This is a genomic window from Lactobacillus huangpiensis, assembly GCF_019972815.1.
GTDB lineage: Bacteria > Bacillota > Bacilli > Lactobacillales > Lactobacillaceae > Lactobacillus > Lactobacillus huangpiensis.
In genome coordinates, this window is sequence record NZ_BPPA01000014.1 from 15,853 (window position 1) to 30,262 (window position 14,410).

At 35.2% G+C, this 14,410-nt stretch carries 12 protein-coding genes and 1 riboswitch; of the genes, 2 read left to right on the forward strand and 10 right to left on the reverse strand.

What is annotated here, in order from left to right:
- Nucleotides 1-2: 2 nt before the first annotated feature.
- The 5 genes from LDM90_RS08925 to LDM90_RS08945 all read right to left on the reverse strand — a co-directional run bounded on the left by LDM90_RS08925 (nt 3) and on the right by LDM90_RS08945 (nt 5,580).
- Entirely contained in the window at nt 3-1,229 is a 1,227-nt protein-coding gene (locus tag LDM90_RS08925) for a PTS sugar transporter subunit IIC (RefSeq protein WP_223898870.1), read from the reverse strand.
- A 33-nt stretch (nt 1,230-1,262) separates the two neighbouring features.
- Nucleotides 1,263-1,571, reverse strand: a complete 309-nt coding sequence (locus LDM90_RS08930) for a PTS sugar transporter subunit IIB (protein WP_223896987.1) — start codon at nt 1,569-1,571, stop codon at nt 1,263-1,265.
- 168 nt (nt 1,572-1,739) lie between these two features.
- Nucleotides 1,740-1,837: riboswitch (purine riboswitch) on the reverse strand.
- 109 nt (nt 1,838-1,946) lie between these two features.
- Nucleotides 1,947-3,335: an MFS transporter gene (locus LDM90_RS08935; RefSeq protein ID WP_223896988.1), complete on the reverse strand. Its 1,389-nt coding sequence runs from the start codon at nt 3,333-3,335 to the stop codon at nt 1,947-1,949.
- Nucleotides 3,336-3,524: 189 nt separating this feature from the next.
- Nucleotides 3,525-4,874: a glucose-6-phosphate isomerase gene (locus LDM90_RS08940; protein WP_223896989.1), complete on the reverse strand. Its 1,350-nt coding sequence runs from the start codon at nt 4,872-4,874 to the stop codon at nt 3,525-3,527.
- Between the two features lie 79 nt (nt 4,875-4,953).
- A complete protein-coding gene (locus tag LDM90_RS08945; protein WP_198213801.1) occupies nt 4,954-5,580 on the reverse strand; it encodes a VanZ family protein in 627 nt (208 codons plus the stop codon).
- A gap of 142 nt (nt 5,581-5,722) precedes the next feature.
- Between LDM90_RS08945 and LDM90_RS08950 the strand changes: the two genes are divergently transcribed.
- Together LDM90_RS08950 and LDM90_RS08955 are read left to right on the forward strand one after the other, a co-directional pair.
- A complete protein-coding gene (locus tag LDM90_RS08950) occupies nt 5,723-7,915 on the forward strand; it encodes an LTA synthase family protein (RefSeq protein WP_223896990.1) in 2,193 nt (730 codons plus the stop codon).
- 35 nt (nt 7,916-7,950) lie between these two features.
- Nucleotides 7,951-8,817: an SPFH domain-containing protein gene (locus LDM90_RS08955; RefSeq protein ID WP_223896991.1), complete on the forward strand. Its 867-nt coding sequence runs from the start codon at nt 7,951-7,953 to the stop codon at nt 8,815-8,817.
- A gap of 45 nt (nt 8,818-8,862) precedes the next feature.
- Here LDM90_RS08955 and LDM90_RS08960 read toward each other — a convergent pair whose 3' ends face one another.
- From LDM90_RS08960 to LDM90_RS08980, 5 genes are all read right to left on the reverse strand, one after another.
- Entirely contained in the window at nt 8,863-10,314 is a 1,452-nt protein-coding gene (locus tag LDM90_RS08960) for a sensor histidine kinase (RefSeq protein ID WP_198213795.1), read from the reverse strand.
- 8 nt (nt 10,315-10,322) lie between these two features.
- Nucleotides 10,323-11,042: a response regulator transcription factor gene (locus LDM90_RS08965; protein WP_034977691.1), complete on the reverse strand. Its 720-nt coding sequence runs from the start codon at nt 11,040-11,042 to the stop codon at nt 10,323-10,325.
- Nucleotides 11,039-11,434 carry an SdpI family protein gene (locus LDM90_RS08970; RefSeq protein WP_198213793.1) on the reverse strand — a complete coding sequence of 132 codons (396 nt, stop codon included), beginning with the start codon at nt 11,432-11,434 and terminating at the stop codon, nt 11,039-11,041. Before LDM90_RS08970 ends, LDM90_RS08965 begins: the two co-directional genes overlap by 4 nt.
- 25 nt (nt 11,435-11,459) lie before the next feature.
- Nucleotides 11,460-12,428, reverse strand: a complete 969-nt coding sequence (manA, locus tag LDM90_RS08975) for a mannose-6-phosphate isomerase, class I (RefSeq protein WP_223896992.1) — start codon at nt 12,426-12,428, stop codon at nt 11,460-11,462.
- A 234-nt stretch (nt 12,429-12,662) separates the two neighbouring features.
- Complete coding sequence (locus tag LDM90_RS08980; protein ID WP_223896993.1) at nt 12,663-14,408, reverse strand: FAD-dependent oxidoreductase; 1,746 nt, start codon at nt 14,406-14,408, stop codon at nt 12,663-12,665.
- Between the last annotated feature and the right edge of the window lie 2 nt (nt 14,409-14,410).

A 14,410-nucleotide genomic window follows, 5' to 3' on the forward strand; every position in this document is an offset into this window, starting at 1 on the left:
GTCTATGCCTCACTTTCAGTTTCTTGTTTAACCAAATTTCTGTCATAAACTTTGAAAAATGGATAATAAATTAAACCACCAACGATAAAAAGGATTACTAATAAAATCATAGAGCTGAATGCTGGACTGACAATCCAAGTAACAAAAGGAAATGGAATATACCACATTTGCATTAATGAGTGTGGTATAGGAGAAAGACCTGATTTAAACCAAAACGCAGTAATCAAAGGCAAAACAATGCCATTGATCCATAATGGAATCATTAAGTAAGGATTCCAAACTATTGTGCCAAATACAACAGGTTCATTAATATTAAAAATTGTTGGTAAAACACTGGCTTTTCCAAGTGCTTTAAGTCGATTCGATTTTGCCCAAAATAGCATCATTAAGACAAGCGGCATTGTACATCCAATACCACCAATCCAAGGAAAACTAAAAATAAGCTCACTAGTGAATATATGTTTAGCTGCATGTCCCAAAGAGTATGCACTTGCATTGGCAGCTATACCAGCCAGCATTACTGGCTTATCAATTCCAGATAATACCCAGCTGGAAATTCCCATTGAATAAATAAAACACTGTAAAAATAAATAAAATGTAAAACCCCACCAAGTATCTAAAGATGTCGCTATAGGTGAAAAAATAGCTACAATTAAGTGATAAAGATTAAAGTGTAAGATATCCGTAAGCAACCAACCTGTTGCTATTACAACAGCAATAGGCAACATTGAATCAAACCAAGCAGTCACAAAATCCGGCATTGAAGTATCATCACTAAAGAAACTAAACTTAGCAAATAGTTCCATAATCAAAGCAACAAAAACACCAACAACTAAGGCAACAAACATCCCTCCTGCACCGAGTTCTGAAAATTGGTAAGAGATTACATTACCTGTTTTATCCCATGAAGGGTTAGCAAGCATCAGAAAAAGCGCAACTGAGGATAGGCCTGCTATAATTCTTTGCTTATTGATCTTTTTAAATTCCATGAAATTAAATGTGACTAAAAAGGCAACAAAAATTGAGGTCAAGCCAAAAGTGAAACTATTAATTGGCGAAAGATTTGGCCACCATTTCCAAAAGTTTGTCGGTATATTTAATAAAGTAATTAGTGAACCGACGAAGATAAATGGTAAAACTTCCAAAATAGAATTTTTGATAGTGATAATCCATTGATTATTAGCAACTTTTTGTGCCTTAGGAGCAAATTTTGTATTTAAAAAGGTCATGAAGCCATTCATTCTTAAATTTTCCTTCTTTCTTTATTGTTCTAATTCTTTTTTCAAATGATCTATTGCACCCTTACCATCAAGGATTGCATAATATTCTGGCTTCATTAAGATTACTTTTACCTGTGAAGGTACTCTTTCTTTTATTGCATTAAATTCAGCTTTCAAGTGAGGTCCAACCATTAGTGCATCAATATCCTTAGCATAATCTGAAAGCTCTGCTTCGCTTCTTGCTTGAATTTTAAAATCCAAACCTGCTTTTTTTGCAGCTTTACGCATATTTGCTGCCATAAAGCCAGAAGATGCTCCGGAACCACAAATTAATAGAACATTTTTTGTCATTGTTTTTTCCTTTCAAGTATTTTTTGGTGATATTTCTTGACTATTTTTTTAACATACTTTTAGTTTGTTTTATGTATATGGTTTTTTCACTTTTTCTCCTCAAAACATAAAACGACTTTTCTACCAAAGCCATGGTAAAAAAGCCGTTTTAAAAACAGAAATCAATGTTTTAAATGCTGATTTATCCATAGTTCGGAATTTACGGTTCCGAGTAGAAACTGTCGTCCGTATTACGACAATATATAGATATCTATATCTCCTGTATTTTAGCAAAGCTTTATTTTAAGTGCAAGATCGCCAAAAATAGAAAAAGGGAATATTTTAGCAAATATTCCCTTAATAGTTCATTTTCAATTTTGATATTTATTTTTGATTTTAATTCAATTTCTTCTCAAGTCTAAATAAGTTTAAATAACTGAGCAAAATTATCACACTGACAAATGTCAAAAATAAAAATGCTTCCTGAGTGCCTTGGGCCGTAAGTGCTGCATAATTACCAGGTCTTTTTTGCCAAGATGAAATAATAGCTGCCATTACTGTTGTTCCCATTGATCCAGCATATTGTTGGCCAGTTTGAAAGACTGCGGTCGCATCAGTATGCAATTCTTCTGGTTGTAATTTCGATGCTTCAGCCATAGTGTTGTTAAACGCCATCTGGCGACCAATAATCATAATGCCATAAAAAACACCGACCATGAATGTACTGATTTTCAAACTAAACAAAGAAAAAAGCAAACAGGCCGTTAAGCAGAATACTGTTCCCGTAAGTAGTGGCAATGGCGCACCCTTTTTATCATAAATATGACCAAACCAGGGGTTTAAAATACCACTGATAATACAACCGGGAAGCAAAACCAAACCTCCGATTAAAGAACTGGCATGATTAACAATTTGCACATAATTAGGCACAGCGAAACTGGTACCAATATTGATAAACTGCAATAATAGATAAGATATCATGGCAAAAATAAAGGGTTTATTTTTAAAAATATTCAAGTTTATCAGTTTCTTTTTGCTGGAGCGTGACAATTTTATAAACGCGTATACCAAAATTGCCACAACAATCATGCTAAGCCAAAAACCAATATCTCTAAAACCATTACTAATTCTATTGAAACCTAAGTTAAAAATTACCATTGCACTAGCAATAACAATATAACTTAGCCAGTCAAAAGTCGGATGTTTTTTCTCATGGTATTGTTCAATTACGAATAAACCCAAAATCATAATAAATACAGCAATTACAGCTACAATCTCAAAAATTAGTGGCCAACCAAAATAGTAAACAACTGTGCCACCAAATGTGGGGCCTAGAGACGGTGCAAGAATAATGACTAAACCAGTCAAACCCATATAGAAGCCCCATTTTTCTTGCGGCATTAATTCCACTACCATATTAAACATTAACGGTATTGACAATCCTGCTCCAACCGAAGAAATCAAGCGACCTGCGAGTAAAACCCAGAAATTTGTTGCAAAACCAGCCACAATTGAACCAGCGATGAATGCAATTGCGGCAGTTAAAAACAATTGTCTTGCTGAAAAGCGGTCGTTTAGATATGAACTTGCAACCATTATTACAGAGATCATCAATAAATATCCCGTTGTAGTCCACTGAACTAATCCCAACCCAATATGAAATTGTTTCATCAATGTGGGAAAAGTAACATTTAAACTTGTTTCTGTCAAAATGGAAACAAAAGCCATTAAAGCACAACTGATAATTGCCAGAACCCTCTTGGGTGTTTCTTTCTTTTCTTCCATATAATTAAATCTCCCTAATAAAAAAGGTTAAAAGTCAAAAACTTTTACCCTTTCCATAATGGTTAACATGAATAGATACAATGTACAGGATGATATATATTTTATATTTAATTTATATCAATATAGCTTGTATAAAGTAAGCATATAATTATAATAAGCTTATTTTAAAAAAGTTTCAATAATAAAAAATTATTTTTCTTCCTTGAATCTAGCTGTCAAATCATCGTGTAATTCTTCATAACCTGGTTTATTAAGCAATCCAAACATGTTCCGTTTATATTCTTCAACACCAGGTTGGTTGAATGGATTAATGCCATTAACGTAGCCAGAAACAGCAATTGCCAGTTCAAAGAAGTAAATTAGGTAACCTAAAGTGTGTTCTGTTTGATCAGGAATATTAACTGTCATAACAGGAACACCACCATCAGTGTGAGCAAGAACAACTCCTTCATAGGCACGTTCATTTACAAAGTTTAAACTTTTGCCAGATAAGAAATTTAACTGGTCTAAATTACGATCATCAGAAGGGATTTTCACATCATTTGCCGGATTTTCGACTCTAATAACTGTTTCGAAAAGATTTCTTCTGCCTTCTTGAATATATTGACCCAATGAGTGCAAATCAGTCGTAAAGTTGGCACTGGCCGGCCAAATGCCCTTATTATCCTTTCCTTCTGATTCTCCCATTAATTGTTTGCACCATTCACTGAACATTCTTAAAGTTGGTTCATAGTTTTCAACAATTTCAGTGGTGTAGCCTTTGCGATAAAGAATATTACGCAAAGCAGCATATTGATAAGGAGTCGCGTTGCTTAAATCCGTATTAGTATACTCTGCTCTGGCATCAGCAGCGCCTTTCATTAATTGGTCAATATCAGCTCCCGAAACTGAAATCGGCAACAAACCAACAGCTGATAGTACGCTGTAGCGTCCACCAATGTCATCCGGCACAACAAATTCTTCATAACCTTCAGCATCTGCTTCAGTTTTTAAAGCTCCTTTAGCACGATCTGTTGTAGCAAAAATTCTATTCTTAGCCTCATCTGCGCCATACTTCTCAATCAATTTATCTTTAAAAATTCGAAAAGCAACAGCTGGTTCAGTAGTAGTACCAGATTTAGAAATTACATTAACACTAAAGTCCTTGTCACCGAGCCATTCAATCAAATCATGCAAATATGAACCTGATAAGGAGTTGCCGCAGAATACAACAGTAGGATATTTTTCTTTACCCTTGCCATAAAATGCACCATTTAAAAACTCAATAGCTGCTTGAGCGCCTAAATATGAACCACCAATACCGATACAAACTAAAACTTCAGAGTCACCTTGAATCTTTTGGGCTGCTTTTTTGATTCTGGCAAATTCCTCTTTGTCATAATTAACCGGCAAATCGACCCAACCTAGAAAATCATTGCCTGCACCTGAACCATCTCTAAGTTCTTTATCGGCAACGTTAACTAAAGCTTGCATCTCACCTAGTTCATTATCGTGAACAAATGGTGTCAGTTTTGTACCATCAAATTTAATTAAACTCATAAACACGCTCTCCTTACTGAATTAAATATGTATTTCACAAGAACATTTTAGCAATCTTATTTTACAAATACCAGTGCTTTTAGTTAGTTTTATGGGTCCTTCTCCTGATTATCATTACAAGCCAATAGCAGAAATATCCAATTACCGTTCCGCAACTGTTAAAGAACACATCATCAATATCTGTAACTCCAGTTTCCAGTAAAAACTGCATCCCTTCAATAAAAACTGAAAAAATGATACCAGCGAGAACAACACGCCAAAAGGTTTGTTTTTTGGAAAAAACAAATGGTGATAAAAATCCAAATGGAATAAAGCACAGGATGTTACCCAATGAATTGTATACAAAGTCTAGCCTGCTGGGTGCATGATACATTTTCCAGGTTTCCCTCAAAAAGACAAAATTTATTTCGTTTAAAGGTCTGTGCAGATTAAGGGTCAGGTTCCAGGGAAAATAAGTGTTACGAAAAGTAGTTAACATCAGCACTAAAATTAAATAAAAAGCAAATAACCATACTGACGCTTCAGATTTAATTGTACGCCGACTCCTAATAGTCATTAGCCAGATTAAGCGTATTACCATAAAAAACAGGAAATAAAAGATAGTTTTATCAAGTGCCAGTACAATCAACTTAATCAAAGCAAAATGATTTATTTTAGTAGCGTAAAGTTGCGAAAGCAGGTTATATAGTGGTCCTAAAAATATCATTCTGATTCAATTCCTAAAATATAGTTCATTTAAATTATACTCAAGTTTCTGCTATTAATTATTAAAAAAGGTCTAACAAAACAGAAAAGATTGTCTAAAAGGACAGAAACTTTTAAAATAGTCTGATAAGGGAGAGTTCATTTTGAATAAAAAAAATCTGACTAACTTCATTCAGACTCGTATAGGCTTTTTCTGCCTTCTGATTGTTTTGTTTGCGCTCAAGTACATTTTTGCAGCCTACCATGATTTCAATTTGGGTATTTCAGATCCTTATCAACATATTATCATGTGGTTAAGTCCTGTTGGTAGTGCAATTTTACTAATGAGCATTGGATTATATTTTTCCAAGCCTCTTGTTTCATATTGTGCAATGGTCCTGCTTGATGTAGCAAATTCGGGACTGTTATTTGCTAATGTTCTTTACTACCGTCAATTTTCTGATTTTATTACGGTGAAGACCATTACTAATGCTGGTAAAGTTGCACCTGGCTTAGGAAAAAGTGCAGTCGCACTGCTTCAACCTTCTGACCTGTTGTTGTGGCTTGACCTTATCATAATTATCATATTACTAATTTCGCACAAAATCAGAATTGATCAAAAATCTTTTGGCCTCCTTACACCTTTTGCTGTTACTTCAGTTGGTGCTTTAATTTTAGTGCTAAATGTTTTTTTGGCTGAATCTTCCAGACCACGCTTGTTAGGTACCACATTCGATCGTTCATACATTGTTAAATATCTTGGTATTGATACCTACACGGTTTATGATGCTGTTAAAAATGAACAAACCGAACAGGTAAATAAAAATGCCAATACTGCTGATTTAAATAAAATTTTAGCTTATACCAAAAAAAATAAATTACCAGTAAATACAGAATATTTTGGTAAAGAAAAAGGCAAAAATGTAATAGTAATTCATTTGGAAAGCTTTCAACAGTTTTTAATTGATTTAAAAATTAATGGTAAGGAAGTTACTCCCTATCTCAATTCACTTTATCACAACAAACATACATTAAGTTTTGCCAATTTTTACCACCAAGTTGGAATTGGCCGAACCAGTGACGCCGAAAACATGTTGGAAACCAGTACCTATGGTATTTCTGACGGATCATTATTCACTGCCATGGGCAGCTCAAATACTTTTCAGGCTGCTCCTCAAATTTTGCGTCAACAAGGCAACTATACTTCTGCTGTATTTCATGGAAATGTTGGCACTTTTTGGAACCGTGATGATGTTTATAAAAATATGGGTTATAACTATTTCTTTGACCAAAATTACTTTAGTCATGATAAAAATGACCATATTGGCTATGGCATCAAAGATAAAATTATGTTTGCTGAAAGTATCAAATATTTAGAAAGAATGCAGCAGCCTTTTTATACTAAATTTATTACCGTTACAAATCATACTCCCTTTGACATGGACGAAGAGGATCTGGATCCGAGCTTTAAAACCAGTGATACTTCAGACAATTCAATTAATAACTACTTTGAAACAGCTCATTATTTGGATCAATCTATCCGAGAATTTTTCAATTACCTGAAGAAATCAGGTTTGATTAAAAATACTATGGTTGTAATTTATGGAGATCATTATGGACTAACTAATTCTGAAAATGAAACTTTGGCACCAATCGTAGGTGAAAGTTCTGACACTTGGAATACCTATAATAATGTTCAAATGCAACGTGTACCTTTTATGATACATGCTACGAATTTAAAGGGAAAAATCAAACAGGAAGTTGCAGGTGAAATAGATGTATTGCCGACTTTGCTCCATCTTCTGGGAATTTCAAATCGCAATTATATACAGTTTGGCAGTGATCTGCTAGCTCCAAAATATCGCCCGTGGCTTACTTTTAGGAACGGCACTATTGTTAGTCAGAAATACGTTATTATTGGAGGTAAGGGGTTAAAGGGCATTGTTTACGACCGTAAAAGTGGCAAGCAGATCATTAATTTTACTGAACAAGAAAAATATGAAATTACAAAATTAGCAAAAGAAGGCAAAATGTCACTGAAATACTCTGACTTACTAAATAATCATAATTTGTTGCGTTTCTATACTCCCAGCGGCTTTAAACCTGTTGACCCTACACAGTTCGACTATTTAACCAATTATAGACAGATGGAAGAGCTCCGGCAGAAATTGAAAAATAAATCCACAGCTCTTATAAACAAACAACGCAAATCTACTACCAGATTATACAAAACGGACGCTACTGAGCTTGAGGGTCGTGAAGATGAAATCACAACAATTCCAGAATCTGTTTCGGGCAATCATTTAACTGAAAAGCAGAATAAACCTGGAAAAAATCGTAAAAAGTCATATAATTAAGAAATAATCATAATTTTTTAATTTGGGAGGTTAAAATGAAATTTATCATAATTGTCGTGCTGATTTTGCTTTTATTATGCTCTATGTGCCGTGTTGTCCCGCAAAACAATGAAGGTTTAATAGAAACATTAGGCAAATATTCCAGAACCGTAAAAGCTGGTTTAGTACTAATCATTCCGGTAATACAGAGATTGCGCAAAGTTTCCCTGGCGATGTTTCCGGCAGAAATTTCGAAATATTCAATTATTACTAAAGACAATGCAGAAATTACTACCAGCTTAACCTTAAATTACTTAGTAACTGATTCATATAAGTATTTTTACAATAATACAGATTCAGTTAAATCAATGGTTGAACTTATCCGTGGCCATTTAAGGGACATTATTGGACGGATGGATCTAAACGATGCTTTAGGCTCAACAAGTAGTATAAATAGTCAGCTTTCGGAAGCTATCGGTGATTTAACGGACGTTTATGGAATTCGTGTAGTCAGAGTCAACATTGACGAACTTTTGCCTAGCACTGAAATTCAAAAAGCCATGGACAAACAGTTAACTGCTGATCGTGAGAAAATAGCTGCTATTGAAAAGGCTGAAGGTGAAGCTAAAAATATTGAATTGACTACAAAAGCTAAAAATGATGCTTTAATTGCAACAGCTAAGGCTAAGGCAGAAGCTGTTAAAACAGGAGCAGATGCTGAAGCATATCGTATAGATCAATTGCAAGCGAGTCTGGCTAAGGCTAGTGACGGATACTTTAAAAATCAGAGTCTGGACAGTTTCAATAATTTAGCCAAGGGACCTGACAACTTAATTGTAGTTAATAAAGATGACCTCACAAATCTGGGAAGCATCCCAGCAACTGCAAAGATTTGGCATGAGACAACTAAAGATAAAGAATAAACTCTGAAAAACAAAAAATCATTTCCAAATTTGGAAATGATTTTTTTAGTTTTCGAGATATTGTTCATATCCACGATCGAATAAAATAATAGTAAATTCTGCCCCATGATTCATTTCTGACTGCACGCTTATTTTGCCACCATGCTGTTTAACCAAAGAGGAAACTATCGACAATCCTAATCCATATTCTCCTCTTCCAGAGCGACTGCGGGATGGATCAGCTTTAAAGTATCTTTCAAAAACATATTTAATTTGTTGCTGATTCATCCCAATACCGTTATCTTCAACAATAATAGTTGTTGCATGTGCAACTCTATAGCCGCTTATTTGAATTTTGCCATCAGCAGTAAATTGAATTGCATTCTGGACTAAATTGACCATTATTTGCGTAAAACGATCTTTATCAGCATAAATTGGCAGATCTCTTGGTGCATTGACAATTATTGTGTCATTAGCCTTAGCAGCATTTTGTTTAAGCTGCATTGTCACATCATCGAGCGTTTTTCTAGCATTAAAGGTGGTCTTAACTAAGTTTATTTGATTATTACGAATTTTCTCATAATCCAAATTTTCGTTAACTAATCGAATCAGTCGCTTAGTTTCCCTATTCATCAGGTCAATAGATTTAGGCTTTGCTTTATCAGGAATAGCATCATATTGCAAGCCCTCTAAAATACCATTAATGGTAGTCAGAGGGGTACGCATTTCATGTGCTGCATCAGCCATAAATTGATCACGTCTTTTTTCCTGCTCCTTAACTTCTTGGTTTGATTTCTTTAAAACGCGAACCATTTGATTGAAGTTGTCAGCCAGCTGGGTTATTTCGTCATGTCCACTGTAATTTGTTTGTACATCAAAATCACCAGCTGCAACTTTCTTTGTAGCAAGTGACAGTTTTTTTATTCTGTCCGTTGCATAGAAGGAAAGAATGAAACTAAGCACCAGCCCAACGATTATTGCCGAAATAAGAGCATTAAACAAATTTTGCTTGGCTATGGTCACTGGCCTTTCAACTATGGCAACTCGCACGCCTAGCCAAATCGCTCCAATGAATTTACCTTTGTTTTTCCATGGTAAGAGAACACCGGTACAAGCATCTTTTTTATGTCCTAAGCTGGAAAGTGCCTCATTATTATTTTTTATATGAAGCTTTTTCCCTTTCTTTAATTGCGCAACCCGCTGTGAGGTTAGTCGGATGTCTTCATTTTTCTTAGGATAAATCTGAGCACCTTGATCATCAAAAACACTGAGATATACCCTGTCACTATGGAGAACAAATTCCAGTTTATGCAAAAATTTGGGATTCAACATAGCCGAGCCATCTTTTTTATCACTTTCAGCTAAAGTACCTAAAGCTGAGGCAAAGTCTTCCATTCTGCGATAATTATATTCATATGATTGTTTAGTTGCATTATTTATTTCAGAAAAACCGATTATTGATACCGTAGTAAGAATGATAAGTAAAAAGCTAAGCATATGCTGATAAATTAACTTCATGTTAAAACCTACGAATCATCAAATTTATAGCCAACGCCCCAAACGGTTTGGATGACATTTGCACCTACTTTTTCCAATTTTTGGCGTAGTTTTTTTATATGTGCATCCACGGTGCGATCTTCACCATAATAATCATAGCCCCAGACGGACTCTAATAATTGTTCACGAGAAAATACTTGTTTAGGCTTCTGTGCCATAGTATAAAGCAAATCAAACTCTTTAGGTGTAATATTTTCAACATATTGACCATCATAAAGCACTTCACGCCGACTTTTAGAAATTTTTATGTGATCCGTTTCGACATCAAATTTTTCAGTATTCTCTGCTGATTTTGTTTGTTCTTGTTTATCCTCAATTCTAATTCTTCTTTGTAAAGCCTTGATGCGAGCTATTAAAGCCAGGGGACTAAACGGTTTGGATACATAGTCGTCAGCACCAGCATTAAATCCTTGAATCTGTTCTTCTTCACTACTACGAGCAGTCAGCATGATAATTGGTATGGATGGTGAAATTGCACAAACTTCTTTAGCAACTTCTATGCCATCTTTTTTCGGCAAGTTAAGATCTAATGTTATTAAATCATATTGATCTGGATTTTTTGCAAACATTTTAACGGCTTGTTCTCCATCAGTCGCAATTTCAGTGGTCCATCCTTCTTTTTCAAAGAACATTTCCATCATTTCTGCAACCGACTGATCATCCTCGACCATTAAAATTTTCAATTTCATTTTCGGTCCCTAAATCCTTTTGTTCTCTCCTTTTTTACTTTGTCAGGGTCTACGTAATCTGCTGGCAATTCATGGCGTTTTTGCAAAAAGCTTTTTAAACTTTTTTCCGTAGCCATGATTGGAAAGATAATGAAAAGATAAAATGTCAGCAGCCAAAGTAAAAAATATCGATCCCATTTAAGCAAATGGATTCCAATCCCTAATACTAATTGGATTAAACCAAATATAATAAAATAGTAACTTGCCTTGTGCTGAGCAAATTTGAAACTAGCTTTATTAACTTGGGCCAAGTACGAATAATAACTATAAAATGGACGTGGTCTTTTAGGAGGCGATATCAGCCATAACAGTCCAACCACTATCATAATCGAACCGCATGCTATATAAATCATTCTTTTTTCCTTTCCACCTTAAGAATTAATCCTGATTACCAGGAGCAGAAATAACCATTTTCATATTACCTGAAAATTTAAATTCCTTAATATTATTTGGAATTATCATATTCGTGCCAATAGATAAATTGAAAGTCTTGTTTTCGCACTCAATTGTACCTGAACCATTGATAATGGTTACTAATAAAAATGGATGTTTATTTAAACCAGTATTCCATTGACCATTTAGATCTATTTGCCATAGATAAAAATGGGGAGACAATGGTGGCTCAACCAATGTCTTAATCGTGGCATCTTGTTTTTTACTAGTTGTTATTTTAAGTTTTGGGTCAACATGAGGTACCTGAGTTACGTCAATAGACTTCTGGGTATGCAGCTGCCTTTTTTTACCAGTTTTCTGATCTACACGATCATAATCATATAAACGGTATGTAACATCACTTGACTGCTGCGTTTCAATGACTAGGATTCCTTTAGTCAGTGCGTGAATCGTTCCTGAAGGAACATAGAAAAAGTCACCAGCTTTAACAGGAACCTTGCGCAATAATTTGTCCCACTCGTCCTTGTGAATCATTTCAGCAAGTTCTGAATGTGTTTTAGCAGTATGACCATATATTAGATATGATCCTGGATCTGCTTGTAAAACATACCAGCTTTCTGTTTTTCCACTGTCATTTTCTACTTTGCGAGCATATTCATCATTTGGATGAACTTGCACAGATAAATTATCATTGGCATCCAAAAACTTAACGAGGAGCGGAAATTCCTTACTCTTGGGGTTACCAAATAGTTCCGGATTTTCATAATATACTTTACGTAAACTCTGTCCTTTAAAGTCACCGTTTGTAATAGTTGAAGCGTCATCCTTATATCCGGAAATAACCCAAGCTTCACCAACTTTACCGTCAGGTATATCGTAATTAAAAATAGTTTTTAATTTTCGTCCACCCCAAATTTTGGGTCTAAAATATGGGGTAAGAAAAAATGGCTCCATTATGATCACCTCACTATTAGTTTAATCTTTTAAACTATAAATTTAAAACTATTTTTTCAAATATGAAAACAAATGTTATTATTTTAAAAGCTGATTCCATAATAAAATATTTATAATAAATAATTTAGTTTATTTTAATATAACGTTTCAAAAATACCAAAGAAAAAACCTGTCATATTGTTTTGACAGGTTTTTAAATGGGGAATAATTTACTACTATTTTTATTGTTTTCTTCTACTGTCTTTTGCTTTTTAATCCCTCCAGTCTTGATTCCGCAATCTCATGTTCCAACTCGTTTTCACATTGTTCTCTTTGGGCTTTATCCCAGCCATAATAATCAGACATGTGTTTAATCACGCCATTCTTTACCTGGTCTAATGTATCGCTCTTGAATAAAATATGATAAGTACGTCTTAATAGATAGTCAACTGGTGTTAATGTCATTTCCTCTGCAAGCGAGTAATCAAGAGCTGCAGTTTCACCAATACTCAATCCTTCTTCTGGTTTGATTGTTTGGGCATAGTCGTAAATTTGCTCCGCCTGAGAGCCAAATAAGTTTGCAATCTCTTTTGCATCATCAGCTGCAAGGCCGGCAGCCACACCATCTTTAGCAATGCGAGCAAGTTCAGCTTCTGCGTTGTCAGAATCGAAATCACCACCAGCAACTTTAATTTCTGCTGAATCTTGCAACGTAAAGTTTTTAGAAAACTCGTCATGAAATTTTTGCTGAATTTTCTTCATTGCACCATTGGCCATGATGCGGTAATCTGTCAGCTTACCTCCGGCTAAAGTGATCAATCCATCTTCTGCTTCAGTTAACGAACTACCACGTGATACTGCAGATGGTGCTGAAGTACTGTCAGAAACGCTGGCACCAGTTGCTGCATCTGCAGCTTCGTTACCTTCCACTTCAACTTCGATTAGAGGACGAACACCGGCCCAACTGGCTTCAACATCGTTAATTGTTAAATGGGCTGCAGGATACTTTTTATTGATGATATTTAACAAGTAGTCTACATCGCTTTTTTCAACAGTAGGATGAGCATAATCACCTGTAAAGTCAGTATCCGTTGTGCCGAAATAGGTTTTACCTTCCCGAGGAATAGTGAAAATCATTCGGCCATCAGCAGTACCTGAACCAAAATATGTTGGCTGTGGCACAGTCAAGCGGGACTGGTCAACTACCAAGTGGACACCTTTTGTAGGACGCAAACGCGGTTTTTTATAAACTTCTTTATCTTCTTGTCTTACCAAATCAGACCAAGGTCCAGAAGTGTTAATAACAACATCAGCATGAATTTCAAATTCTTCACCAGTTAAATTGTCATGAACGCGAACGCCATTAACTTGTTTCTGATCATTATGTAAAATTGCTATACACTTCAGTCGACTAACGGCCAGACATCCTAATTCATGAGCTTTTTTAACATTTTCTACTACCAAGCGGGAATCGTTATTTTGATAATCTAAGTAAACACCTGCACCCTGCAAGTTCTCACTATTTAATTGTGGCTCTCGTTTTAATGTTTCTTCCTTATTCATCATGTAGTTGGCATATTTAATTAAAGGTGAATCTCCTTCGATACCAGCCAAATGATCATAAAGATCCATTGCTACTTTTACCGAGAACATAGTAAACGTTGTCCCTGGTTCGTCATAAATTGGCAAAATCATAGGATCAGGTTGGGTCATATGCGGAGCAATATGCTGGATAACAGCACGCTCCTTGACTGTATCAGAAACGACTTGAACATCAAAGGTCTTCAGATAACGAATACCACCATGTACAAGTCTGGTAGACCGTGATGAGGTACCTCCACCAAAGTCTTGCATATCAATCAAGCCTGTCTTCATTTTAGCTGCACTGGCCTGAAGAGCAACACCTGCTCCAGTAATGCCGCCTCCGATAACCAGCAAATCTAATTTTTCATTTTTTAAACGTTCAATTTCTTCTTTTCTGGTTTCAATTGAAAACGCCATGA